A 25898-nucleotide genomic window follows, 5' to 3' on the forward strand; every position below is an offset into this window, starting at 1 on the left:
TCCAGTAGAATGACGTTATGCTCAACGCCAACGATTTTTTCCAAATAGTAGAGTCTGACTGGTGAGAAATGCGGGTTAATCGTCTGCTCGGTATTCTGATCTTTGTCGCCAGCATCCTTCTGGCTTGGGGTTGGATGGAATATGACGGATTTGTCAACAAATCCTTGAATTTACCCGAGGAGGGCGTGAACTATATTCTGCATCCGGGCATGACGGTCAGAAGTTTGGCGGAGGATCTACAGCAACGAGGTATGCTCGAAAAGCCCATACTGTTGAGATTCATTGCCCGTTGGCAGGGTCAAGCCAGTAAACTGAAGGCCGGTGAATACTATCTGCCTGCTGGAACCACGCCACCGAAACTGCTTGAAATCCTCAGCTCCTCACAGGTTGTTCAATATGCCCTTACGATCATCGAGGGGTGGACATTCGACCAGTTGATGGCTGCGATCAGACGTGATCCGGTATTGGAACACAGCCTGAAGGAGGTAACCAACGATCAGGTGATGCAACATCTTGGCCTGGACGATCTGCATCCAGAGGGGCGATTCTACCCTGATACCTATCACTTTCCCCGCGGTACCACCGATGCGGCCTTTCTAAAGCGGGCCTATAAACGAATGGAATCCGTATTGGAACAGGCCTGGCAACAGCGGAAAAAGCAGCTGCCGCTGAAAAGCCCATATGAGGCCCTCATACTGGCCTCGATTATCGAGCGGGAGACCGGCATTCCCGAGGAGCGGGGCAAGATAGCCGGTGTATTCATAAGACGCCTGAAGCGTGGCATGTTGTTGCAGACCGATCCCACGGTTATCTACGGTATGGGAGAGAGCTATAACGGCAATATCCGCAAGCGGGATCTCACCCGCGACACCCCTTACAACACCTATCTGCACAAAGGATTGACACCGACACCTATTGCCATGCCGAGCGGTGCTGCAATACGTGCGGCTTTGAATCCGGAAGAGGGTAATTCGCTCTATTTCGTCGCAACCGGCGATGGCGGACACTATTTCTCTTCAACCCTTGAGGAGCACAACAAAGCGGTACGAAAGTATCAGTTGAAGAGATGACTGCAATGAACAAGACGGCAAAAGGACGATTCATCACCGTTGAAGGCGGTGAAGGGGCTGGAAAAAGCAGTAATCTGGCCTTCATCCAATCCTTGATTGAAACCGCTGGCAAACAGGTGCTTTTTACCCGGGAACCGGGTGGAACACCGCTTGGCGAAGCCATTCGTGAATTGCTGCTGGGACACAAACACACAGGTATGGCGGACGACACGGAATTACTGTTGATGTTCGCCGCGCGTGCGGAGCATCTTCAACAAAAAATCCTTCCGGCCCTTGAGCGGGGAATCTGGGTGTTGTGCGATCGTTTCACTGATGCAAGTTTTGCCTATCAAGGGGCGGGAAGAGGGCTTTCGCTGGAGAAGATTGCCAAGTTACAGCAGTTCGTTCAGGGTAACTTGCGTCCCGATCTGACATTGCTGTTCGACGTGCCGGTGGATACCGGCTTACAGCGTGCCGGGAAACGTTCTGAGCCTGATCGATTTGAAAGCGAGAACCGCGACTTCTTTGAGAAAGTGAGAGCGGGATATCTGCAGATCGCCACGCAGGAGCCTGATCGTGTCCAGGTAATCGATGCATCTCCAGCCTTGGAAATAGTGCAGGATCAAATCAAAACGGTCGTTCAACACTATCTGGAGAGCCAGGGTGAGTGAGTTGCGTTATCATCGCTTGCCATGGCACGACGAGCAGTGGCATTTTTTACAACAGGCCGTTGAACAGCACCGACTGCCCCATGCCTTATTACTATCGGGACCTCCCGGTTTGGGAAAAGAGCAGTTCGTGCTCAGTTTTGCCCAATCCGTATTATGTGTGGATAGAGACCGTGACGGCGTCGCCTGCGGCGCCTGTCGTCAGTGTCAGTTGCTGTACAGCGGCAACCACCCTGATTTTCAATGGTTGAAACCGGATGAAGAGAGTAAGAGCGGTGAGATAACGATAGAAGCCATTCGGAGCCTTACCGCCAATGCTTCGTTAACCAGCCATGCCGGCGGTAACAAGATCATCGCCATACAACCGGCCCATCGAATGAACAAAGCCGCGGCCAACAGTCTCCTCAAAACACTGGAAGAGCCCACGCCGGGAAGCGTGATATTGCTCTTGACCGATCAACCGGGCAGATTACTTGCCACTATCCGCAGCCGCTGTCAGACAATCTACTTCAAACCTCCGCACAGGACACAGGCCATCGAGTGGCTCTCTGACAAGGTGACCCAGGAAGATCCGCGACTGTTGTTAACACTGGCCAATGGTGCGCCACTCAAGGCGCTTCAGCTTGACAACAGTGAACTCCTGAATGCGCGTAAGGAAATGGCGAAGGGATTTTTACAACTACTGGCTGGGAAACGTGATCCGGTCAGCCTGGCGCGTGGATGGGGAGCCTTTGACAGGGTCTTGTTGTTGGAGTGGCTGACGGGCTGGGTCATCGATCTGATTCGTCTCAAGGAAGGGGGAGATGAGGGGGGACTCTTTAATCGGGATCTCACTCAAGCTTTGCAGAAAACGGCCGACAAGATAAACTCGAGGACTCTGCATGGCTATCTGCTCCAGGTTTATGCGGCCAGGAGCACCGTAGAGAGCAATTTAAACCCGCAATTGACCTTGGAAAAACTGCTGATTTCCTGGTGTGATTGCAGAACCCAGGCGTGTTAGACAGAAACTGAGAATCGTATGGCTGGTGGACCCAAACAAGGAATACTCTCGCTGACAATCAAGGATAAGAATGCCTTGTATGCGGCCTACATGCAATTTGTTGAATTTGGTGGACTTTTTATTCCCACTACCAAACAGTACCGATTGGGTGACGAGGTTTTCATGCTGCTGACGCTGATGGACGAGACGGAGCGTCTGCCGGTGGCCGGTAAGATCATCTGGATCACACCCGTCGGCGCGGAGGGTAACAGAGCAGCCGGTATCGGTGTCCAGTTCAGTGATCAGGATGGCGGTGCAGCACGCAACAAGATCGAGACTTATCTTGCCGGCGCCCTGAAATCAGACCGTCCTACACACACGCTATAGTCAGTAAGCCGACTAACATGCGGGTTCTCTATCTGACTAATGGTTAGTTGTCTTTCTTTTTTGTGACACAAACGGAATGGAGATCTTTATCAGCCCCCTACCGGTGGAGCTGCTGATAGGTATCGTTCACCAAACGAAATAATCGAGTCTGGAGTTGAAGATGCAGTTACAATCCCCCGTCAAAATCGGTAACGGCCCTAATAAACCTCCATGTTAGTCGATTCCCACTGCCATCTCGATCGTGTTGCTCTTGCACCCTACAACGGGGATTTTGCCAGCTTTATGAGCAGTACCCTTGCACAAGGTATCGATCATCTGCTGTGCGTCTCGATCGATCTTGAATCCTGGCCGGCCATGGTGGCCCTGGTAGCGGATTACCCACAGATTTCCATATCGGTGGGCGTGCATCCAAATGATAAGGAGCGTCATGAACCCACGGTTGAGGAGTTGCTGAGACTCTCACGCAGTGAAAAGGTCGTCGCCATCGGGGAGACCGGACTGGATTATTTTCATGGAGAAGGGGATCTGGATTGGCAGCGTGAACGGTTTCGGCAGCATATTCGAGCAGCCAAGGCGGCGAAACTCCCTCTCATCATCCACACCCGGGACGCGCGGATCGATACAATCCAGATCATGCAGGATGAGGGGGCGGACGATGTGGGTGGGGTGATGCACTGCTTCACAGAGAACTGGTCCATGGCGAAACAGGCACTGGAGATGGGTTTTTATATCTCATTTTCCGGCATCATCACCTTCAAGAATGCGGTCGAGTTGCGTGAGGTCGTAAAACGGGTGCCGATGGATCATCTGCTGATCGAGACAGACTCCCCCTATCTGGCGCCGGTACCCCATCGCGGCAAACCCAATCAACCGATCCATGTACGGCATGTTGCTGAATGTGTGGCAGAGCTGAAAGGGCTGACACTCGAGGCAATTGCAGACCGGACAACCGCCAATTTCTATCGCTGTTTCCCTCTGGCGCAGGGCGCACAATCCAGTTCTAGCGGGTTAGATTATGAATAAATCAGTAGCTCTATTGTTACTCTGTAGTTTCTTTTCTGCAGCCCTGGCGGCACAAGATAGGAGCACAGAGGGTCATGAGGATTTAGTCATCAACACCAAAGGTGGTCTTGAGGTGACCACGACCGATGGTGAGTTCTCCATGCAGTTGGGGGGCAGGATCCTGGCTGATGCCGCAGTATATGATGAGGATAAGAATGCCCTGGGTAATGGGAGCGAACTGCGTGATTTAAGACTCGATCTGGAAGGACGGCTGTATGCTGATTTCATCTACGAGTTCAGTGTCGACTTCTCCGATGGGGAAGCGGACGTCAAGGATGCCTGGTTTGCCTATGATGCCATTTACCCCTGGCGCTTTTCCGTTGGACATTTCAAAGAGCCTTTCAGCCTGGAGGAGATGACCAGCAAGCGATATCTGACCTTTATGGAGCGTGCCTTGCCCAATGCGTTAGCTCCCGGAAGAAGCATGGGTATTGGCGCCCAGTGGTCGGGTGAGCAGATGACCTTTGCCGCCGGCCTGTTCGGTGATGATTACAACGATGACACTGACGATGAGGGTGATGAAGGCTGGGGTGTCACCAGTCGCTGGACTTATGCGCCGCTGGCGGAAGATAGATCCGCATTTCACATCGGCATAGCCGCCAGCTACAGAAAATTGGATGATGAAGAGGAGGTTCGAATCGATACCAGGCCGGAGTCTCACCTGACCGATATTCGATATCTCGACACGGGCAAACTCAAGCAGAGTCGATCTACCGCGCTACTGGGCCTGGAAGGTGCATGGGTGTCAGGTCCGTTTTCATTGCAGGGTGAGTGGATGCAAGCAAAAATTGAGCGTGACGAAGGTACGGAGCCGACCTTTGAAGGCTGGTATCTACAGGTTAGTTGGTTTCTGACAGGTGAAAGCCGCCGCTATAAACAGCGTTCGGCAAAATTTGGGCGGATTAGGCCGCTTTCCGACCATGGCGCTGTAGAGGTGGCCGCACGTTTCAGCTCCCTGGATCTCAACGATGGTGAGATCGAGGGTGGATCTAGCGACAACATCACACTGGGAATCAATTGGTATATCAATCGGCAGATTCGCCTGATGGCCAACGCAATCATTGTCGATAATGACAGCTATGCCGATGCGGATGGTGATGTGGAGGGGGAGGATACGCCCTCTATTCTTCAACTTCGCGCTCAAGTTGATTTCTAGGTTGTGACGATGATAGTCAAATTTGTCTATACAGGCCCTCAAAATGATATGTAACTTAGGCAGAGGAGCGCTTCTGCTGCTGTTCCTTCTCTCCTGGTCGATACCGTCCTATGTTGCAGCAAGTGGCAGTGATCCGAATACATTGGTAATAGGTAAGATCAGCCACAATCCAAAAAAACACTATCGTTACTTGAAACCCATGCTGATGTATGTGGTGGAAAGAATGCGTGACCTCGGAATCACAAAAGGCAAGATCCGCATGGCAAAAAGCAAAGAGCATATGGCGGAGTTGTTGGCCAGAGGTGATGTGGACTGGGTGACGGAAACACCTATTGCCGCATCATATCTGCATGAGAAAAGCGGTGCGGAGCTATTACTTAGAAAGTGGAAAAAAAATACATCTGAATACTACACGGTATTTTTTTCACTTAAGGATGGGGCAGTAAAGAAACTTGAGGACTTGAAGGGAAAGATCATTGCCCTGGAGGATCCAGCATCAACAACAGCCTACTATTTGCCTGTCCATGCAATGTTACAGAGCGGATTGACGCCTGTTAAATTGAGAAATTTTCGGGAAACACCACCGGCTGATAAGGTTGGCTTTGTGTTTGTCAGGGAAGAGATCAATATAGCCACACTGGTGAATAAAGGCCTGGCCCATGCCGGTGCGTTCAGCAATCTGGATTGGGATAAGGAAGATCATCTGCCTTCCCAGTATCGTGCTCAGTTTTCCATTTTTAAAAAGCTTCCACCTGTCGTTCGCGCAGTGGAATTGGTGCGCCGTGATTTAAACCCGGCTTTAAAAAGACGCCTCGAAGGGATTTTGTTGCAGGCCGGTGATGATCCGAAGGCTCGGCCTGTCCTGCATGCCTACCAGCGAACAAAAAAATTCGATGCACTGAGTGGTGAGCAGAAACAGTTGATATACGACATGTACTCTATAGTTGATCTAGTTGATCAAGCACTCACACCTTAAAAGGGTCAAGTCATGCGCAAAGCTAAAATTACGATGCGAAGTGTGAAGAACATTTATATACAATCACAAGAGTTGAATGTATGTGTAGCTTGATGCAACCCTGTTGAATCCTGATAGGCTACTGATTCAATGGCAAGAAATCTTCAGTTCAGATATACCGTTGCTATTGGTGCCGGAATCGTTATTGTTACGATTATCCTTGCCACACTGTTTTTCTTCCAGTCTAAGGATCTGCTGTCCAATATCAAAACGACCACCTCCTCCACAATGAGTATTGCACTGCATGATGAGGCAAAAAAACGCCTTATGAATCTAAGTGCGATTTTGAGCGAGGATTTGGCAAATCCCCTCTATAATTACGATATGCTCGCTATCCTGCATCTGCTGCAGAGCGTTGCCAGTCTGGATGACATCGTCTATGTCATGGTGATCGACCCACAGGGTGTGATCGTTCACGATGGGACCGAACTGTTGGATAACTACGGCAAGCAGATAGAAGAAGGGAAAATTCTGGATTGGATTAAAAGTGAATCGGTGCCACTGCTCAACAACTCGGAAGATGTGATGGAGATAGTCTCCCCCGTCTATATTGCCGATGAAAGACTGGGTTGGGTCAGAATAGCGCTATCCAAAAAGGAGCAATCGGAAAACACGGAGACACTGACTCGGCAGTTGTCCGAATTAATCTCGGAATCGCATCAACGCGAACGATATCTGCTGTTTTTCGTTACCGGTATTTTGCTGTTGCTAGGCTTGGTTTTGGCCGCATTGATCTCAAATAGGTTAGTGTCACCGATTCGAACGCTGACAGAATATGTGAAACGTGTCGGTGAAGGCGCCTATGGCATTGAGCTGGAAAAAAGCCGAAGCGACGAGATCGGTCAACTGATCCGCTCATTCAACCGTATGAGCAAGGATCTTTCCATTACATCGGTATCTAGACAGTATCTGAATGATGTACTCAATAACTTGCGTGATGCATTGATCGTTGTCTCTGTCGATAAGACCATTATCATGGTCAATAATGCTGCTGTCGATATGATCGGTTACGATAAAGAGCGGTTGGTAGGTATGTCATATTACGACATTATCGACAGTCGAGATGGTGTGCGCGTCAAGCAATGGCTTGCCTATCTTATGAAGGGTGAGGAGGAAAGCATTGACGCCAGGTATATTACCGCTGAGAGTTCCTGCATTCTGGTCTCCCTGTCAGGCGCCTATCTCGACTTCTCAGGTGGTCCTGGGCAGATCATAACGGTCGCGCAGGATGTCAGTGAGCATAGAAAGAACGAGGAACATATACGCTATCTGGCCCAATATGATGGCTTGACCAATCTGCCCAATCGACAACTATTCAGCGATCGGTTAAAACATGCCATGGAGCAGGCTGATCGGGGAGAGTATCTTGTCGCCTTGATGTTTATCGATCTGGACCGCTTTAAGAAGGTCAATGACAGCCTTGGTCATCATGCTGGCGATCTGCTGTTGAAAAAGACAGCTGTTCGATTGAAGAAGATGCTCCGTGTGGGTGATACTGTAGCGCGTTTGGGGGGCGATGAATTCACCATTATTGCGGAGCAGATCAAATCGATAAGCGATGGTGTGAACATTGCCAATACCATCCTTGAAATCATCAGGGAACCGTTCGAGATCGAATCAAGGAAGGTACATATCGGGTGCAGCATCGGTATCGTCTTCTATCCATTCTCCAATGATGACATCGGTAGTTTGATTCAGAAGGCCGATATGGCCATGTATCAAGCAAAAAGGAGTGGGCGCGGGCAGTATTGCGTCTATACCCATTTGTTGGGTGCCAATGAGGATGGCCTGATACAACAGGAGAGTGAGTTGATGGAGGCGTTGAAGGCAAAAAGTTTTCATCTGCTCTACCAGCCAATTATCGATGTCAACACAGGATCAATGGTCGGAATGGAGGCCTTGTTGCGCTGGGATAATCCAAGACGCGGTTTACTGGATCCCACGGAGTTTCTTCCATTTCTCGAAAATTCAGGTTTAATTATAGAATTGGGTGATTGGATTTTGGAAAGAGCCTGTATAGAAGTACTTGCCTGTGACGATAGCGGTGATCAGCCATTACAATTGAATGTCAATGTCTCAATACATCAATTTAATCAAGGTGATTATTCCCATCGTGTTGAGTCGATTCTGACCAGGACAGGCTTCGATCCAAAGCGACTTGAGTTGGAAATCACGGAAAGCAGCCTGATAGAAGATATCGAACTAAGCAGGTACGTCGTACGCAGTCTGAAAAAGCTTGGTGTTCGTATCGCGGTTGATGACTTTGGTACTGGTTATTCTTCCTTCTCATATCTCAGGGACTTTACGCTGGATACACTGAAACTTGACTCCAGTTTCATCAAGGGATTACCCACAGACAATTATGCCAACGGTATCTGCACGGCACTGATAAAAATGGCGGAAATCATGGATCTGAACGTGGCTGCTGAAGGAGTGGAAAATTCACAGCAGTTAGAGTGGTTAAGTCAAGAGAATGTACAACAGTGCCAGGGCTACTACTTTAGCGAACCTGTTACTCTGACTGACCAGGAAACCTCTGATTGATTCAGAATTTCAGGCAGTACATACCGTCATTTTTCATTGTCGCAAGTAAATGAAAAAACCAACAGCGGGAAATCGTATCTTATGCTTCCGTGCTCTGATAATACCGGGAATGGCATCAATCAAAGCTACCCTCATATTTTAACTGTCGACTGATTTTGAAGCAGTCATCCGGAAAGCTGTTGCTATATGATATGGTAGTCTCACTCAATGCCCGATATACATTTCATCATACTCTTTGGCATACCGCTCAAGGATGTTTTTCCGCTTCAGCTTCAGAGTAGGAGTGATCAAACCGTTCTCCACGCTCCAGGGTTCACCGAGCACTGTCACACGGATGATTTTCGCATAACCGGGAAAGTTGTCCAGGTGATTGTTGATACGGGCCAATAACTCCTGCATTTGTTGCTCGCTGATATTGCCGGGGTTCAAACCAAGTATTTGGGCGTGTTCGGGATTGAGCACCACGATGGCGGACAGGTAGGGTTTGCTTTCACCGAGTACCAGTATCTGGTCGAACAGGGAATCCATGGCGATGCACATCTCCATATCGGCAGGAGGAACCTTTTCACCATTGGCCATGACAATGATCTCTTTCAGTCGGCCGGTGATAAAGATGTAATCGTCTTCGATTTTCGCCTTGTCTCCTGTATGGAACCAACCATCTGCATCAATCACCTCAGAGGTTGCATTCCGGTTGTTCCAGTATCCCATCATCACATTAGGTGCTCTGCAAAGCAGTTCCTCATGCTCATTGATCTTAACTTCTATCCCGGGAAAGGGCCTGCCGACACTGGCCGGAAAATTGTTTTCATGGGTATTGGCTGAGATGATGGGACTGGTCTCCGTTAGGCCGTAACCCTGCAGTATGGGGACGCCGAGTCCAATGAAAACTTTGGCGATGTCTGGCGAAAGCGGGGCACCGCCGGAAACCGCAATTCGCAGGCGTCCACCGAGCTTGTCCTGAATCTTACGCGCCACTATCTTTTCCAGTAGTGGCCAGAGCCATAATTTAGGTGACCATGAGCTACGTCCTTGCTGAAACTCAAAATGAGTCCAACCGGTTTCGACAGCCAGGTTGAATATGCCGCGGGCTATTGCTGAGTCACTCTCGAGTTTGTCCTGTATCTTGGCGTACACCCTTTCAAATATGCGTGGCACCGAAACCAATATGGTTGGTTTGATGGTCTCGAGATCTTCGGCCAGTTGTGGAATCGATCTCGCGTAGGCCGTAGCAGCGCCAGACATGAGCGCCAGATAGTATCCAACGGTTCGCTCCAGGGTGTGCGAGAGCGGCAGAAAAGAGAGAAATGTGTCGGTTGTATAGATATCGATAACCTTCACGCCGCTCTCGATATCCCACAGAATATTGTGATGACTCAACATCACACCTTTCGATCGCCCGGTGGTCCCTGAAGTGTAGACGATAGTGGCCAGATCCTTGCTGGCTACATCGATGACCTGCAGTCCATCGTTGGTTTGATCGGGCAGCCATTCTTCGAGTGAGACCAGGTGGGGTTGAAGACCCATCGGGTCGACCTTGTGCAGCGAGACGATACGGTTCAGGCCGGCCAACTGATTGCGGATCTGCTGGAGTTCCTGCCACTGTTCGTTGTTTTCCAGGAGCAGCAGACGGATGCCGGCATCTTGCAGGATATAACCGATATTCTCGGGGCGATCATTGGTGTAGAGGGGGACGGTGATCAACCCCAGGCACTGTGCTGCCAGATCGAAAATGGCCCATTCACGGCAGTTGCGCAACATGATGGCCACCCTGTCGCCAGGTCTGAGATTTTCATTGCGAAAGGCGGCCTGCCAGCGTGCAACCAGCTGCGCCATCTCACTCCAGCTGGTCTCTTGCCAAACCTCGCGCTCTTCGTCGTATTGTATATAAGCAGTGGCATCCGGTGAGCGTTTTACACGTTCCTGGAAGACGGCGCCTATCGTGTCGGCATCATTCAACTGTATATAATCAATGTTCGGATTATCCATGCGGGCACCATTTTTTTATCGCTTAAAGAACCCCGGTTTTTGTTGTCGGGTTCACTTTGGTGTGGGTAGAGTAGCATTTCGCACCCTGGGACTGCTGGCGCTGATTAGCGAATCAGCTCCAACACGCCTTAACTTATCCTATCCTGAACCGGTATGGAAATATTTACACATCAAGCGGCACCCCGTTTGTTGAGTTTGGATATTTTTGAATCCCTCGGTTTACGCTCGGATGCCACCGTGCCGAGGTGGCTGAATGAATTCACCTGGATGATCTGGCTGCGCAGTCGATCCGCCTCATCCAGCGCCACTTTTTCGCTCTCGCTCAAGATCCCAAGGGAGACGGCTTCTGCGATCAGATTTTGATTGTCCCTGGACTTCAGCTGACCGGCCTGTTTTGCTCTGCGTAAAGTCTTTTCATGGGGCGCCGCGGCATTCACGGCAAACAGCGCCTGTTCCAGTTGACCGGCCCGCTGTTGCTGATCCTCTGTCGTGTAGATCCCCTGAGTGAGCCGTTCCCTGGCCTCGTTAGGGCTAAGTAAAATACGCGCAACCTGGTGGTCGAGGTTGTCGGTGGGTTTATGAAACGGCAGTCCGGTTGGAAATATCACCAGCCGCAACAGCCAGGCCAGGGGTCTGAACGGGATATTGCGTAACAGGCCCCGCAAGGCATGCTGGAAACGATAGAGTGAATCCTCCAAGGCCCATCTCATCAGGGGCAGGTCGTCTTGACGCTCTCCCTCTTCGACATAGCGCTTAAGGCATGCACTGGCAATGTAAAGGTTGCTGAGCATGTCACCAAGTCTGGCTGAGAGACGCTCCTTACGCTTGAGCGAACCACCCAGTGTCATCAGCGCCGCATCGGTGGTCAGGGCAAAGGTAGAGGCCATCCAGTTCAGGCGTTGAAAGTAGCGCTTGGCAGGTCCGCTTTTCGGGCTTTCGGAGAGCCGTCCATGGGTGACGCCGAACCAGAGGGTACGGGCAAAGTTTGTCAGTACGAAACCGATGTGACTGAAGAGAGCATCGTCGAACTGTTTGAGTGCGATTTCCTGATCGGGATTCTCAGCCGCCTCGAATTCTCTGAGAATGTAAGGGTGGGCGCGTATCGCTCCCTGACCGAAGATGATCATGCTACGGGTTAGGATATTCGCACCCTCTACAGTAATTGCGATGGGAATTGCCTGGTAACCTCTGCCTGTCAGATTGTCGGGACCAAGACAGATACCACTGCCTCCCTGGATATCCATGGCATCGTTGACCGCCTGGCGGTAACGCTCGGTAAGATGGTATTTGATAATCGCTGAGATCACAGAGGGTGATTCACCACTATCCAGTGCGCTGAGTGTGAGTTTACGCGCCGCATCCATTTGATAGGTCAGCCCACCTATCCTTGCCAGCGCCTCTTCCACCCCTTCGAAGTGGCCTATGGGTTGGCCGAATTGAGTGCGGACAGCGGCATAGGCGCCGGTATATCGGCTGGCACTTTTACCCGCCGCAGTCGAGAGTGCAGGGAGTGAGATGCCGCGCCCCTCAGAGAGGCATTCGACCAGCATCTGCCAACCCTTGCCCACACCATCATTTCCGCCGACTACCCAGGTCATTGGGATGAATACATCCCTTCCCGCAATGGGACCGTTTTGAAAGGGTATATCGAGGGGCATGTGTCTTGATCCTATCGCCACACCGGATGTGTCACGGGGGATAAGGGCCAGTGTGATGCCTGGATGGGGATCGTCTGAGAGCAGGCCTTGTGGATCCTCCAGTTTGAATGCCAGGCCGATAAGGGTTGCGACCGGTGCCAGTGTGATATAGCGCTTTTCCCAATTGAGCCTGATACCCAGGACCTGGTTCCCTTCAAAGTCTCCGTAAGTGACCTGACCATTGTCCGGAATGGCGCCGGCATCACTGCCTGCGTGGGGATTGGTCAGGGCAAAACAGGGTATCTCCTCTCCTGTGGCCAGCTTGTTGAGATAGTTTGCTTTCTGTTCATCCGTACCGTATTGAAGCAGCAGCTTTGCCGGGCCGAGGGAGTTGGGCACCATTACTGTAACGGCTGCGGTGATGCTGCGACTGGCGATCTTCATCACCACCTGGGAGTGGGCATTGGCGGAAAAGCCGAGACCACCGTAGGTTCTGGGGATGATCATGCCGAAAAGGCCCGATTGCTTGATGAACTGCCACACTTCGGGAGGGAGATCCTTGCGTTCGTTGGTGATGTCCCAGTCATCGAGCATATCGCAGAGGGTTTGCACCGGCCCGTCAAGGAATTCCTTCTCCTGCGCCGTCAGATGGCATTGTGGCTGGCGCAGCAGCTTGCTCCAGTCGGGTTGTCCCGAAAATAGTTCTCCGTCCCACCAGACACTCCCGGCGTTCAACGCCTCTTTTTCGGTGGTCGACATGGAAGGCATCACCTTCCGGAATGCGGACAACAGCGGTTTACTGATCCAGCGGAGACGCAGTTGCGGCTTAAGGTAGAAGAAGAGGGTTATGGCGTAGATCAGCCAAACAGGCAGTGCCACAAGGGTTGTCATGAGCTCTGCAAGCTGCAGGCTGATCAGGAGTATGGGCGGCAACAGGATCCATACAATCGCACCTGCCGATCCGTAGGCCAGTCCCCACAACATCAGCAATAAGAGTAGAAATCCGAGCAGTGTCATCGGTCAGCCTCGCGCATTGTGTTGATTATTTGCTGAGCCGCCTCATCGTCCTGAGGATAAGCTTGTTCCTCTTTTTGTTTCTTACGCTTCTTGCTTATTTCAGATTCATTATCGGGAAAATCCACCTCGTCCATCTTTGTCGCAGCCGCGAAGGTGTGCTCGTTATCATTGTAAAGAATGCTGTCATCACCCCATGGTAATCGACGATAGACACCCAAATCATCCAGTCCGAGGAATGGATATTTAATGATGTCGAAATAGGGTGAGTAGTCGAAGTCCTTGGGCGTGAAGAGTCGCGGGTTCCGTTTAAAGAAACGCAGGCTGCCGTCTTCATCACGATCGATGAAAGGCAGGATAGGGAAATTGACCTTATTGAAGGCGGATGCCAACAGCGACGAACAGACGGTTCGCGTAGGCGAACCGGCATTATGCTCAAACAGACTGGAGCGCCAGCGCCTGGGTAAGACGTTCCAGGGGAAGAAAAAGCGGGCCAGGTCGAGCAAGTGACGCACATCATAGTCAAAGCCGATATGGTGGATGGCATGGGCCACCACCTTGTGCGCATCCTCAGGTTCGAGCCCCGTGGGGCGGCAGATGCGCAAGTGATCCTTACGGTACTTGGAGAGTGGGGTGATGATAGTACCTTCACCCAACAGGGCCTCGACCATCAATTGTTCACTGAGGTCGCCTTGATAGGCCATGCGGACCCGCTGCTGGAGTTGTGGATCACGGATATCATAGATGCGTCCGATATAGAGCGCGGAGTGGGTCCATGTGCTTTGGGTGATGGTCTTGATTACGTTGCTTACCCGACTGCGTCCCTCTACCAACAGAACATCAGCGGGTCTGAGTTCATAACTGAGGCGATTGAAATCACATAGCGGCGAGGTGGAGGGCGGACTCTCCTTAGTCAGCCACTCCGCTATCCACTGCATGATTTTCTGCCCAACTTTCCTCATTTAAAACCCAGGAAAACAGTAAGTAATACAATAAGTATAGACCGTAATTTTAGTAGGTGAGTTTCAATAGGAAGTGGAGTAATACTTGCTCAGGCGGGATTTATCGGAGCGTACATAGGAATCGAAGAGGGCTAAACTTACATCTTCGCTGAGTTCCTGAAAGCAGATTGAACGGCCCTCATCTTTTAAATTGAATAATTATAAATACTATATATAAAATAAATAATTATATTTTATTTATGAAGTAATTTGTGATTGCCTGTGTTGCCGAATCCCACCACTCCACCAGATTCGGCAGGCACCTTCATCGGATACCATACAGGGTCCGATCGGTGTCCTTGGGGTACAAGTCTTGCCATAGAGTCTGCACTGATTCGGGTATTTCCGACCCAGTACCACCGCAGCGCAGTCACAACCGGGAGGCATCTCGCCACTCCGTTTTCGATCGGCAGAATCATAGTCAGGAAAACGCTTCCGAGCATCCCAGTTTGAGTACTCATCATTCAGGTCAAAACCGGAATTGGGAATGATACCGATCCCACGCCAGTTGGCATCGACAACAACCATCGCTTTTTTCAGATGAGCTTTCGCGCTGGGATTACCGCCGGGATTGACCAATTCAGGGTAACAGTTGTCGAGAAATATCCGGTCGTCCAGATACTGTCTGATCACGGAGTAAGTGGCCGCCAGCAGGCTCTCAGGGGTAAAGCCGGCCACAGCGGCAGGTATATGGTGCTGTTGCACGACAAATGACCACTCCTCCGGCCCCATCACAGTCGCCACATGACCGGGCGCGACCAGGGCATTGAATCCCGGCTTTTCATCACTAAGCAACATAGATACGGCAGGCCAGGTCAGTCGACCCGATAGCAGGATGGTGAGGTTGTCGGGTATACCCTCGACCAACAGCGCGGCGACCGGGGCCGTTGTGGTCTCGAAGCCGGCGGCAAAAAAAACCACCTCCCGCTCGGGGGAGGCCTGAGCGATCTGCAGGACCTCGATGGGGGAGGCGATGGGACGGATATCCGCACCGGCGGCATGGGCCTGATCAAGGGAGCGTGGTTCTCCCTTGCTGACATTGACCGGTACCCGCAGCATGTCGCCAAAGGCCACCAGGGTGATCGGTTCCTGCAGCGCCAGCTGCATCGCTTGATAGACATCTTCTTCGGGACATACGCAAACAGGGCAGCCGGGGCCAGGTATCAGCTCTATCTGGCTGGGCAGTGCGCCACGCAACCCGGCCTGGGTAATGGCGCGCTCATGACCACCGCAGACATTCATGATCTTGACCGGCTCCCGCAATGGCAGGGCATTTATTTGTTGCAGCCAGGATTTCGCGTCTATCGACATGGGGTCTCTAGCCGCAAATGGACGCTAATCACCGCAAATCAACCGCAAATGGAATGATGCTACTCATTAATCAATTTCAGTTTCATATGTTGCTGATCATATGGTCGCTCACGAGGTCTCCTTCATCTCGTATACAATCATCACTTTCAATTTCAAACAACAGAATAGATTATTCGCGTAGGTTCGCGGTGATTGGCGTCCATTTGCGGCTTGTTTCTCTTCTACAGTTTATCAGTATGTAACTTCACACCATCGGGTTGCAGTTTCGGATGCAGGGTCTCTCCCCTGGAGCGTCTATCGTTCTGCAGTTCAAGTTGCTCCTGCAGCCAATCCAGCCATCTATCCATACCCTCGCCTGACTTGGCTGAAGTCAGCGTGATCGGCGCTTCAACGGCCAGCCGGCGAACCGCCTGCTCAGCCCGTTCGGGGTTGAAATCATCCAATACCGACAGCAGATCGGATTTCGTGATCAATACATGATCGGCTGCGCGGAAGATGACCGGGTATTTACTGGGCTTGTCATCCCCTTCGGTGACTGAGAGCAGGGTAATATTGATATGCTGACCCAGGTCGAAGCTGGCCGGACAGACCAGGTTGCCGACATTTTCGATAAACAGAATGTCCACTTCGTCCAGATTCATCTGATGCAGGGCGTGGTGGATCATATGGGCATCAAGGTGACAGGCGGTGCCGGTAGTGATCTGGATAGCCTCCACACCTTTTTCCCGAATGCGTTCGGCATCGTTCTCTGTTTCAAGGTCACCTTCGACAACACTGATTCGGTATTTATGGCCAAGCTTGTCGATGGTGGTTTCCAGCAGGCGGGTTTTACCACTGCCGGGTGATGACATGAGATTGATCGCCAGTAGTTGATGACGGTCAAAATGCTCACGGTTATGGGCGGCCTGATGGTCGTTTTCGCTGAGCAGATTCTGTAACACCTCCACTGCAACGCTGCCGTCCTCTGTATGGGCATGTCTGCCTCCCTCTTCAATGAGATGCCGATTGCCTTCTGTGATGTTACAGCCACATGTGTCGCACATCAGAATAAGCTCCTCAATTTGGTTTCACAGCTAGTCAAGACTGTGTGATTCAATCGTTATCCTCCCGTGTCAGTTCAACACTGGCGAGCAGGAGTTCATCCCCACTGATGAGTTGTGTGCGGAAATCACCACATTTACAGCAGATCAATCTATTCGCCGATACATCGCACTCGGCGCCACATTGTTGGCAGCGTACCCGTACCTGTTGCAATGCTGTTTCCAGTTCAGCCTTGGCGGCAATACTCCCCGCACGGGCGATTGTGAAGGCCTGTTGCAGCAGTTCCGGCACCACGCCGGATAGGGGGCCGATGTGGATGACGATTCTGATAACCTGACTGGCGTTTTCCCGCTTTGCAATCGCCTCGACCTGCGCCAGCATTGCCTGGCAGACAGATAGTTCATGCATCAGGCGGGGATTCCATCTTCGCCAGCATCTGGTCATAGACCTCCCAGGCCGAGCGAGCTTCCTGCGGCGTGACTTTTTGAATTGCATATCCGACATGTACGACAACAAAGTCGTCCGGCTGCAATGCTTCATGCTGCAGCATGAAGAGGCTCACTTCCCGCTGAATGCCTTTTGCCTCACACTGTGCGGTAAAGCCGTCGATACTTTTGATCTGCATGGGTATGCCCAGGCACATGATATAACCTTCGTTTACAGTTATGATCCAGTAGCTGCCTATTTCATTCTCGCAAGGGGATTATTTTTGTCAATCAAATCTGTCTTGATCCTTGGTATAGGAAATACCCTGTTAAGCGACGAGGGTATTGGCGTTCAATTGGTGAATCGTATGCAACGGCAGGTCGGAGCGGTGCCGGGTATTGAGTATCTGGATGGTGGTACCCTCAGTTTTACGCTGGCTGAGCCGATCGCCAGGGCGGATGGATTGATCGTGGCGGATGCAGCCCGCATGGGAGAGCCCCCCGGTACGCTGAGAGTCTTCCACGATCAGGAGATGGACAGCTACCTTCAAGGAAATCGGGCGAGTGTGCATGAGGTGAGTCTGGGTGACCTGCTCGATATAGCCCGACTCTCAGATACCCTGCCGGCTCGACGCTGTCTGATTGGCATCGAACCCGAACATCTGGATTGGGGAGAGGCATTGAGCAAGACCGTAGAACCGGCGGTTGAGCAGGGGATTGCCGAGATCGTCTCGATCCTGGAGTCATGGGGCCTTTTACCTGCCGGATAGGGGTAACTCTATTTAGCATTGAGTTGTCCAAGATCATTTTTTCAGTCTGCAATTATGATCCAGATCAGCTCATGTATCAGTATTTAGTGATATTCTTTATATAAACCGGAAATTCATTGTGACATTGGGCTGATGTGACTCATGCAGAAACTGCAAGACATCGCTGTACGGGTAGAGGGAAAGGACAGCGCTAACCCACCCGTCAATCACTCGAATGCTACCCCTGTCATGCATGAAGTATTGCACTCGCTGAAACAACTCAAGGAGCGAGGCGTGGCGGCTACTATTGATCTTAAGTCCATACCTTTCGGCCCAGGCGATGAGGAAGAGCTGCTGCACCATCTCGGGTGCGGTGAGGTTTCTATCGAGCTTCAATCCTTGGGTAAAAGCCGTATATGCGAGACCCTTTATCCCGGTGTCTGGCTGATCGATCATTACAACGCCGCAGGTGAGCGCGTTGCCCTCTCATTAGAAATAAATCGTGTACCGGAGATCGTTAAGTCTCAACCCGAGGACATCTCGGATGCGATTATCAGGCTCGAACAACAGCTAAACCCAGATAGTTCCGCATGATTGTCGTTTGCGGGAGGAGTAGTAATGGCTGAAGAACTCAAACCCATCACTAAAACACTTGGGGAGAGCCTGCGGGAAAGCGGCGTCTCCAGACGGGGTTTTCTGAAATTCTGCAGTGTCACGGCATCGATGATGGCATTGCCTCCGGCAATGGTGCCTGCGATTGCCGCTTCTCTCGATAAAGCGAAGAGGCCCTCGGTCATATGGCTCTCGTTTCAGGAATGTACCGGCTGTACTGAATCCCTGACCCGCAGTCATTCACCCACTGTGGAGAATCTGATTTTCGATCATATCTCTCTCGATTATCACCATACCTTGCAAGTGGCATCCGGAGACGCGGCAGAGGCGGCGCGTGAAGCGGCGATGCACGAAAACGAAGGTAACTATATCGTAGTCGTGGATGGTTCCATCCCACTGGCGAATCCGGGCTTTTCCACAATCGCAGGGATCAGCAATCTGCAGATATTGGAAGAGACGGTCGCCGGTGCCGCCGCGGTTGTGGCGGTCGGTACCTGCGCGGCGTTCGGGGGCTTACCCCAGGCCAAACCCAATCCGACCGGTGCGGTTTCAGTCTCAGATATCGTGAAGGATAAGCCGGTCGTCAATGTATCGGGTTGCCCACCCATTCCGACCGTGATTACAGGCGTATTGGCACATTTCCTAACGTTCGGATCTCTGCCGGAGCTCGACAGCCTGGGCAGACCAAAGGTCTTTTTCGGTAAGAGCATCCACGACCGTTGTTATCGGCGGCCTTTCTATGACAAAGGCCTGTTTGCCGAAACCTTCGATGACGAGGGAGCGCGCAAGGGGTGGTGTCTCTATCGCCTCGGGTGCAAGGGTCCGATGACCTATAACGCATGTGCAACCGCCAAGTGGAATCAGGGCGCAAGCTGGCCGGTGGAATCGGGACATGGCTGTCTGGGTTGCTCTGAACCCAATTTCTGGGATGCCGGTGGCTTCTACAATGCGTTGTCGATTCCAGACAGTGATGTGATCCGGCAGGCTGCCTATGTAGTGGGTGCGGGCGTTGCCATTGGCGCGGCAGCCGGAGCGCTCAATCGCAGCAAGCAGGCCAAGGCTGCTTCCGAGCATGAAACAGTAACTATCGATGACTTGGATAAGAGATCATGAACACACCAGTTGAATTTCTTCTATGGGTTAGAGGGCCGGGTTTTGATATCGCACTGGTGGTGCTGTTGATCGGTATTCTGATCCGGTTGCTCGAGGTATTGATATTGGGTCGCAAGCCCGACTACTCAGAGCCCAGAGGGGCGGAACTGGGGTCCGGCCTGCGAACTGTGATTACAAGAACCTTGCCGGAAAAGGGTTCTTTCAGGCGTTCACCGTTCACGGTGGTTGGTGGTTATATCTGGCATATCGGTTTTTTCATCAGCCTTTTTCTGTTCATTCCACATATTGAGCTGATCCATGCCACCACCGGTCTCAGCTGGCCAGGTATTGCCAGCAATCTGGTTGATGCCGTCGCCGCGGTAACCATTGTCACTCTGGTGGCGATGTTGTTCAGCCGTCTGAGCCATCCGGTGAAGCGTTACCTTAGTGGTCCGGAAGATTATCTGACCTGGTTGGTAACGATTCTGCCCATGATCACGGGTTATCTGGCCTACCATCGGATGGTCGATCCCTATCCGCTGGTGCTGGGTCTGCACATTCTCAGTGTGGAAATCCTAATGGTGGTATTTCCCTTTACCAAGCTGATGCATGCTTTCACATTCTTTATCGCCCGTTGGTATAACGGGGCCATGGCAGGTCGCAGAGGAGTTCAGTCATGAGCGAAGCAACCCTTGAACGAGGCATGAATGTCTTTCGTGAACAGGTGAACGCACCGATTGCTTCCTTTTTCTCCAGTTGCGTGAATTGCGGTATGTGTGCCGAGGCCTGCCTCTTCTATACCGAGACAGGCGACCCGAAATACACACCTATCAACAAACTGGAACCACTGCGTCGTGTATGGGAGCAGGAGTTTACCCTTTGGGGTAAATTGAAATCGATGCTCGGTTTGAGCGAACCGGTTACCGACGAACTCCTGCAGCAGTGGGAGCCTCTGATCTACGATGCCTGCACCCTGTGCGGACGCTGCTCCATGGTCTGCCCGGTAGGCAACGATGTCAGTTACATGATCCGGCATGCCAGAGAGGGATTCGTTGCTGCGGGTTACTCGCCGGAAGGCATGAAAGGCGCCAGCCGCAGAGCGGTGACAATCGGCAGCCCGATGGGAGTTAAGTTCCACGCATTGGCGGCGCAGATCAAACATGTGGAGGCCGATACCGGATTGAAGATTCCGGTGGATGTGGAGGGCGTCGACTATATGGCGTTGCTTTCCTCCATGGAGATCATGAACTTCCCAGAATATCTGGAAGCCTTGTCCCGCATCTTCAAACAGGCGGGTGTGACCTGGACGATCAGTTCCGAAGCCTTCGAGGCGACTAACTCGGGTATTCAGATCGGCTCCTCGGATATCGCCCGAGTGCTTGTCGATCGGGTCGTGGTCGCGGCCGAGAAACTGAAGGTCAAATATGTCATCAGCCCTGAGTGCGGGCATGCCTATACCGCAATTCGCTGGGAGGGTCCAAACCTCATTGGCAGAGCTTACAAGTTCAAGGTTGTGCACATCCTGGAGCTGCTGGACCAGCTGCGTGAAAGCGGTCGGTTGAAGACAGAAGGCATGGATGAGACTCGACTGACCTTCCATGATCCGTGTCAGATCGTCCGCAAGGGTGGTGTATTGGAACCACCGCGTAATCTTCTCAAGATGGTCGCCAGTGAATTTGTCGAGATGCAGGATGCCAGAGAGATGAACTGGTGTTGTGGCGGAGGTGGAGGCGTGAGTGCCAATGAGAGGGCGGAAGAATTGCGCCTTAAGGTATTCAAACGCAAGAAGACGCAACTCGATGAGCTGAATGTGGAGACCCTGGTTACGGCCTGTGCGAATTGCAGACTGATTATAGAGGAGGGTCTCGAAGAGTACCGCATGGAGATTCCGGTTGTGGGTTTGACAGAGATGCTTGCTGAGCATCTGGTAAAGGAAGAGTGAGTATCACTAAGGGCTGTAAACAGTCCTGGCAGCATGGCTAATCGTATCGACAGGAGACGAGAGAAATGAGTAACAGAATCGTCGTTGACCCCATCACCAGAATAGAAGGTCATCTGCGTATCGAGGCCCAGATGGATGGTGATCAGATAGCCAGTGCTTATTCATCGGGGACCATGGTTCGCGGCATCGAAATCATACTCAAGGGTCGGGATCCCCGGGATGCCTGGGCCTTTACGCAGCGTATATGCGGTGTCTGCACCCTGGTGCATGGAATCGCTTCGGTACGCGCGGTTGAAGATGCCCTCAACTATCCGATTCCGCCGAATGCACAGCTGATACGTAATCTCATGATCGGCGCCCAGTATATCCATGATCATGTGATGCATTTCTATCACCTGCATGCCCTGGATTGGGTGGACGTGGTTTCAGCACTCTCCGCCGACCCCGGCGAGACTGCTGCGCTGGCCCAGTCTATCAGCAATTGGCCGAAGGCGTCTCCGGGCTATTTCTCGGATGTAAAAAAGAAGCTGAAGGGATTTGTCGATGCCGGGCAGTTGGGTATTTTCGCCAAGGCCTATTGGGGACACGAGGTCTACAAGCTGCCGCCGGCGGCGAATCTGATGGCGGTTGCCCACTATCTGGAGGCCCTTGAGTGGCAGCGCGACGTTGTCAAGCTGCATGCCATCTTCGGCGGCAAGAATCCCCATCCCAACTTTCTGGTGGGTGGTGTGGCATCCGCCATCGATCTCAATTCCGACTCGGCCATCAACAGCAAGAAACTCTCTCAGGTACAAAACGTCATCAACAAGATGCGTGAATTTACCGACCAGGTCTATGTGCCCGATACGCTGGCGGTTGCGAGCTTCTACAAGGATTGGGGCGAGCGGGGAGAGGGATTGGGTAACTTCCTCTGCTACGGCGACCTGCCCGCCACTTCCATGGATGAGCCAGACAGTTTCTTCTTCCCAAGCGGCGTCATCCTGGACAGGGATATCTCAACCGTGCATCCATTGGATCTGAACAATGCTGAAGAGATACAGGAGCATATTGCACACTCATGGTACGACTACAGCAAGGGTAAGGATCAGGGTCTGCATCCTTATGAGGGCGAAACATCACTCAACTATACTGGCCCCGAACCCCCCTATGAGCATCTGAACGTGGAGGAGTCCTACTCCTGGTTGAAGGCGCCGCGATGGAAGGGCAAGTCCGTTGAAGTGGGACCGTTGGCACGCGTCCTGATGTTGTACGCCAAGGGACATGAGCAGACCCGGGAATTGGTCAACATGACCCTGAGCAAGCTGGAACTGCCGACCCGTGCACTCTTCTCAACCCTTGGCAGAACCGCTGCCAGAACCCTCGAAACCAAGATCCTGGCGGACGCGATGCAGGGTTGGTACGACCAGCTGATCGCCAATATCAAGGCGGGAGATACCAAGACCTTCAACGAATCCCTGTGGGAGCCCGCCACCTGGCCGAATCAATGCAAGGGAGTGGGATTCATGGAAGCACCCCGTGGCGCACTGGGACACTGGATCGTTATCGAGAATGGCAAGATTGCCAACTATCAAGCGGTGGTGCCGAGCACCTGGAACGCCGGGCCACGGGACAGTACCGGTCAGGCCGGCGCATACGAGGCAGCGTTGCAGGATAACCACCAGCTCGCTGATGTAAAACAACCGGTGGAGATTCTGAGGACCATACACAGCTTCGACCCCTGTATTGCCTGTGCGGTCCACCTGTCGGATGAAGACGGTGAGGAGATGTTGCAGGTGAAGGTGAAATAAAGATACAACTTTTCCCTTGTAAGTTTATGCCTCTGTCTGTTGTATAGGCAGGGGCTTTTTTAGTCGTTTGCAACCCGATTGAATGAATATCCGCAAATGAACGCGAATCACCGCGAAGAAACGCAAATATGTTGCTAGTTTTTTTGTACCATCCCTAGTACCTATGCTGCTCCGTGGGAACAACATAAACCTATATAAAAGGAGCCTCTGAATTTTTTTATAGAGGTTCATAAACAATTGGCGATCATTTGCGGTGATTCGCGTTCATTCGCGGCTTTCTATTTCAAACAGGCCATATTCACTATCAGATTTTCAGGTGTAGGGTGCGGCTTGCCGCACCGCACCGTTCAGTTCGCTCAAACCGAAAAGCCGATTTTCAGCTTGGTTTCATCTACCTCTGTCATGCTCTCCCTCAACACGATGGATTCGAGAGAGATACGATGAACGGTCAAGATGAAATAAAAGTCTGGGACCCGCTGGTCAGGTTGTTTCATTGGAGCCTGGTGGGTGCATTCGCAGTTGCATGGCTGACAGAGGACGAGTGGATGGGATTGCATGCCAATGCAGGTTATCTGATCGCCGCGCTGTTGCTGTTTCGCCTGGTATGGGGTGTTTTAGGCACCCGTTACGCGCGCTTCACCGACTTTGTCAAATCCCCACCCACTGTTGTCGGCTATCTGCGGGATCTCGTTCAGTTACGTGCCGAACGTACCCTTGGGCACAATCCTGCCGGTGGTGCGATGATCGTCGCATTGCTGACAACACTCCTGATAACCACGTTGACCGGTTTACTTGCATACGGCGCCACCGGTGCGGGGCCGTTGGCCGATATGTTCTTTTCCGGCACCGCTTATGGCAGTGAATTCCTGGAAGAGGTGCATGAGTTCTTTGCCAACTTCACGCTTTTTCTCGTAGTGGTACATCTGATCGGTGTGGGATTCGGTTCAATGTTCCATCGGGAAAATCTGGTGCGTGCAATGATTACCGGCAGTAAACGTGTATGACCGGTTTTAGAAAACTGCTTTCGAAAGATGCTTATGTGTTGGAGACATGACTAATGAAATCGATCTTATTCTCATTACTGTTCTTAAGTGCTGCTGCTCTGCAGGCGAACACCCTGGATAACATGTTCAAGTCGTTTCAGGCAAACGGGGCCGGACCTTTTTCCGCTGAACAGGGACGTGATGCCTGGGCACGCGCGGTCATCGATAAAAAAAGCGGGAAAGCCAGGTCATGCAGTGATTGCCATGGTGATGACCCAAGCAAGGCAGGCAAGCATATTAAGACGGGTAAACGAATTGAACCGATGGCGCCATCTGCTATCCCGGAGCGCTTGAGTGATCCGAAAAAAATCAACAAATGGTTCAAGCGCAACTGTAAATGGACATGGGGAAGGATATGCACACCCCAGGAGAAAGGTGATCTCCTGCTATATCTTCAAAAATATTAGTGAGGTAAATTATGAAGACTAAAATATTCTGGATGTTGCTTGCTTCACTGTTTGCATTGACGATGCTGGGAAATGGACTCGTCTTGGCTGATCGTGACAGGTCGGAAGAGGATGACGACGACTGGGATGAACAGTTGTTTCGTAATTGGTTTAAATCGGCAAACAAACCGAACCACAATCAATATAGCCAGCTCTACCAAGAGGAGTGCGGCAGTTGTCATTTTCCCTATCAGCCCGTATTTCTTCCGGCAGCGTCATGGCGGACAATGATGGGAAAACTGGATGAACACTTTGGCGAAAATGCAGAGCTATCGGCGGAGGATCAAGCAACTCTATCGAGCTACCTGATTTCGAACGCGGCAGACAAGGTCAACAGAGAGATACCCAATAAGGTAATGTGGTCATTGCGATCTTCGCCTGTGCCGGAACGAATTACAGAAACCGGTTTTTTCAAGCATGAGCACAATGAAATACCTTATTCTGTAAGGAATAAGAAAAGTGGCGAAAAGCTCACTTTCAGTAACTGCGACAGCTGTCATAAAAAGGCGTTGCAGGGATCCTATAACGAACACGAAATCATTATTCCGGGAATCGGTCGTTGGGACGATTAGTGTGTTTTCGACTGCCGGTGAAGTTATACTGCGGGCACTCAAGCCTGTTCTGATCTATCAAGATGGTAAGCATGCTGTATAAATCAACTGTTAAAACACTGCTCATGATGGTCCTCGTGGTCTCCACTCTGTCACTGGCAGATGAGGGTTATGAGGAGGCGAGACGGCTTACTGAGTCTAGTACTATATTGCCCTTCGAGGATCTGCTTCCGACTATTCAGGCAGTGCAGCCTGGCAGGATTCTTGAACTGGAGTTGGAACGTGAAGAGGGGGATTATATTTACGAGATAGAGATTCTCGATGAGCAGGGAGCGGTGTGGGAATTCAAAGTGGATGCTGCCACGGGTGAAATTCTGGAACGTGAACTGGAGGATTGA

At 51.6% G+C, this 25898-nt stretch carries 25 protein-coding genes; 18 read left to right on the plus strand and 7 right to left on the minus strand.

Annotated elements, in window-relative coordinates; genetic code table 11:
* The first annotated feature begins 68 nt into the window (after nucleotides 1–68).
* From mltG to CODIS_RS15525, 8 genes are all read left to right on the plus strand, one after another.
* A complete protein-coding gene (gene mltG, locus CODIS_RS15490) occupies nucleotides 69–1070 on the plus strand; it encodes an endolytic transglycosylase MltG (RefSeq protein ID WP_069126859.1) in 1002 nt (333 codons plus the stop codon).
* A gap of 5 nt (nucleotides 1071–1075) precedes the next feature.
* Nucleotides 1076–1720: a dTMP kinase gene (tmk, locus tag CODIS_RS15495; RefSeq protein ID WP_069126906.1), complete on the plus strand. Its 645-nt coding sequence runs from the start codon at nucleotides 1076–1078 to the stop codon at nucleotides 1718–1720.
* Nucleotides 1713–2717 carry a DNA polymerase III subunit delta' gene (locus CODIS_RS15500; protein WP_162420251.1) on the plus strand — a complete coding sequence of 335 codons (1005 nt, stop codon included), beginning with the start codon at nucleotides 1713–1715 and terminating at the stop codon, nucleotides 2715–2717. Before tmk ends, CODIS_RS15500 begins: the two co-directional genes overlap by 8 nt.
* An 18-nt stretch (nucleotides 2718–2735) precedes the next feature.
* On the plus strand, nucleotides 2736–3083 hold the full coding sequence (locus CODIS_RS15505; protein ID WP_069126860.1) for a PilZ domain-containing protein: 348 nt from the start codon (nucleotides 2736–2738) through the stop codon (nucleotides 3081–3083).
* Between the two features lie 210 nt (nucleotides 3084–3293).
* A complete protein-coding gene (locus CODIS_RS15510; protein WP_069126861.1) occupies nucleotides 3294–4106 on the plus strand; it encodes a TatD family hydrolase in 813 nt (270 codons plus the stop codon).
* Complete coding sequence (locus tag CODIS_RS15515; protein WP_069126862.1) at nucleotides 4099–5301, plus strand: OprO/OprP family phosphate-selective porin; 1203 nt, start codon at nucleotides 4099–4101, stop codon at nucleotides 5299–5301. The genes CODIS_RS15510 and CODIS_RS15515 overlap by 8 nt, the downstream gene beginning before the upstream one ends.
* A gap of 22 nt (nucleotides 5302–5323) precedes the next feature.
* Nucleotides 5324–6277 carry a phosphate/phosphite/phosphonate ABC transporter substrate-binding protein gene (locus CODIS_RS15520; protein ID WP_154723165.1) on the plus strand — a complete coding sequence of 318 codons (954 nt, stop codon included), beginning with the start codon at nucleotides 5324–5326 and terminating at the stop codon, nucleotides 6275–6277.
* A gap of 129 nt (nucleotides 6278–6406) precedes the next feature.
* A complete protein-coding gene (locus CODIS_RS15525; RefSeq protein WP_069126864.1) occupies nucleotides 6407–8860 on the plus strand; it encodes an EAL domain-containing protein in 2454 nt (817 codons plus the stop codon).
* A 204-nt stretch (nucleotides 8861–9064) separates the two neighbouring features.
* Here the strand turns inward: CODIS_RS15525 and CODIS_RS15530 are convergent, their stop codons facing one another.
* The 7 genes from CODIS_RS15530 to CODIS_RS15560 all read right to left on the minus strand — a co-directional run bounded on the left by CODIS_RS15530 (nucleotide 9065) and on the right by CODIS_RS15560 (nucleotide 17496).
* Entirely contained in the window at nucleotides 9065–10849 is a 1785-nt protein-coding gene (locus CODIS_RS15530) for an AMP-dependent synthetase/ligase (protein WP_069126865.1), read from the minus strand.
* A 170-nt stretch (nucleotides 10850–11019) separates the two neighbouring features.
* Complete coding sequence (locus tag CODIS_RS15535; RefSeq protein WP_083220811.1) at nucleotides 11020–13503, minus strand: acyl-CoA dehydrogenase; 2484 nt, start codon at nucleotides 13501–13503, stop codon at nucleotides 11020–11022.
* The gene (locus tag CODIS_RS15540) at nucleotides 13500–14438 is read right to left on the minus strand and encodes a YiiX/YebB-like N1pC/P60 family cysteine hydrolase (protein WP_235615247.1); all 939 of its coding nucleotides are present in this window, start codon (nucleotides 14436–14438) and stop codon (nucleotides 13500–13502) included. The genes CODIS_RS15535 and CODIS_RS15540 overlap by 4 nt, the downstream gene beginning before the upstream one ends.
* Before the next feature lie 261 nt (nucleotides 14439–14699).
* Entirely contained in the window at nucleotides 14700–15812 is a 1113-nt protein-coding gene (gene hypD, locus CODIS_RS15545; protein ID WP_069126866.1) for a hydrogenase formation protein HypD, read from the minus strand.
* Nucleotides 15813–16033: 221 nt separating this feature from the next.
* The gene (hypB, locus tag CODIS_RS15550; RefSeq protein WP_069126867.1) at nucleotides 16034–16855 is read right to left on the minus strand and encodes a hydrogenase nickel incorporation protein HypB; all 822 of its coding nucleotides are present in this window, start codon (nucleotides 16853–16855) and stop codon (nucleotides 16034–16036) included.
* 49 nt (nucleotides 16856–16904) lie between these two features.
* Nucleotides 16905–17261 carry a hydrogenase maturation nickel metallochaperone HypA/HybF gene (locus tag CODIS_RS15555; protein WP_069126868.1) on the minus strand — a complete coding sequence of 119 codons (357 nt, stop codon included), beginning with the start codon at nucleotides 17259–17261 and terminating at the stop codon, nucleotides 16905–16907.
* Nucleotides 17254–17496: a HypC/HybG/HupF family hydrogenase formation chaperone gene (locus CODIS_RS15560; RefSeq protein ID WP_069126869.1), complete on the minus strand. Its 243-nt coding sequence runs from the start codon at nucleotides 17494–17496 to the stop codon at nucleotides 17254–17256. Before CODIS_RS15560 ends, CODIS_RS15555 begins: the two co-directional genes overlap by 8 nt.
* Before the next feature lie 66 nt (nucleotides 17497–17562).
* Between CODIS_RS15560 and CODIS_RS15565 the strand changes: the two genes are divergently transcribed.
* The 10 genes from CODIS_RS15565 (at nucleotide 17563) to CODIS_RS15610 (ending at nucleotide 25898) form a co-directional block, all read left to right on the plus strand.
* Nucleotides 17563–18048: a HyaD/HybD family hydrogenase maturation endopeptidase gene (locus tag CODIS_RS15565; protein ID WP_069126870.1), complete on the plus strand. Its 486-nt coding sequence runs from the start codon at nucleotides 17563–17565 to the stop codon at nucleotides 18046–18048.
* 141 nt (nucleotides 18049–18189) lie between these two features.
* On the plus strand, nucleotides 18190–18621 hold the full coding sequence (locus CODIS_RS20580; protein ID WP_083220813.1) for a hydrogenase expression/formation C-terminal domain-containing protein: 432 nt from the start codon (nucleotides 18190–18192) through the stop codon (nucleotides 18619–18621).
* 24 nt (nucleotides 18622–18645) lie between these two features.
* Complete coding sequence (locus tag CODIS_RS15575) at nucleotides 18646–19752, plus strand: hydrogenase small subunit (protein WP_069126872.1); 1107 nt, start codon at nucleotides 18646–18648, stop codon at nucleotides 19750–19752.
* A complete protein-coding gene (locus CODIS_RS15580) occupies nucleotides 19749–20411 on the plus strand; it encodes a hypothetical protein (RefSeq protein WP_069126873.1) in 663 nt (220 codons plus the stop codon). The genes CODIS_RS15575 and CODIS_RS15580 overlap by 4 nt, the downstream gene beginning before the upstream one ends.
* Nucleotides 20408–21673: a (Fe-S)-binding protein gene (locus CODIS_RS15585; protein ID WP_069126874.1), complete on the plus strand. Its 1266-nt coding sequence runs from the start codon at nucleotides 20408–20410 to the stop codon at nucleotides 21671–21673. Before CODIS_RS15580 ends, CODIS_RS15585 begins: the two co-directional genes overlap by 4 nt.
* A gap of 65 nt (nucleotides 21674–21738) precedes the next feature.
* The gene (locus CODIS_RS15590; RefSeq protein WP_069126875.1) at nucleotides 21739–23460 is read left to right on the plus strand and encodes a nickel-dependent hydrogenase large subunit; all 1722 of its coding nucleotides are present in this window, start codon (nucleotides 21739–21741) and stop codon (nucleotides 23458–23460) included.
* Between the two features lie 440 nt (nucleotides 23461–23900).
* Nucleotides 23901–24464 (plus strand): cytochrome b/b6 domain-containing protein, encoded by a 564-nt coding sequence (locus CODIS_RS15595; protein ID WP_069126909.1) that lies wholly within the window; start codon nucleotides 23901–23903, stop codon nucleotides 24462–24464.
* 53 nt (nucleotides 24465–24517) lie between these two features.
* Nucleotides 24518–24910, plus strand: coding sequence for a DUF1924 domain-containing protein (locus tag CODIS_RS15600; RefSeq protein ID WP_069126876.1), 393 nt, complete (start codon nucleotides 24518–24520; stop codon nucleotides 24908–24910).
* An 11-nt stretch (nucleotides 24911–24921) separates the two neighbouring features.
* Nucleotides 24922–25521 carry a diheme cytochrome c gene (locus tag CODIS_RS15605; protein WP_235615248.1) on the plus strand — a complete coding sequence of 200 codons (600 nt, stop codon included), beginning with the start codon at nucleotides 24922–24924 and terminating at the stop codon, nucleotides 25519–25521.
* Nucleotides 25522–25592: 71 nt separating this feature from the next.
* Complete coding sequence (locus CODIS_RS15610) at nucleotides 25593–25898, plus strand: PepSY domain-containing protein (protein WP_069126877.1); 306 nt, start codon at nucleotides 25593–25595, stop codon at nucleotides 25896–25898.

Origin of the sequence: Candidatus Thiodiazotropha endolucinida, from assembly GCF_001715975.1 — a bacterium.
GTDB classification, from domain to species: Bacteria; Pseudomonadota; Gammaproteobacteria; order Chromatiales; family Chromatiaceae; genus Thiodiazotropha; species Thiodiazotropha endolucinida.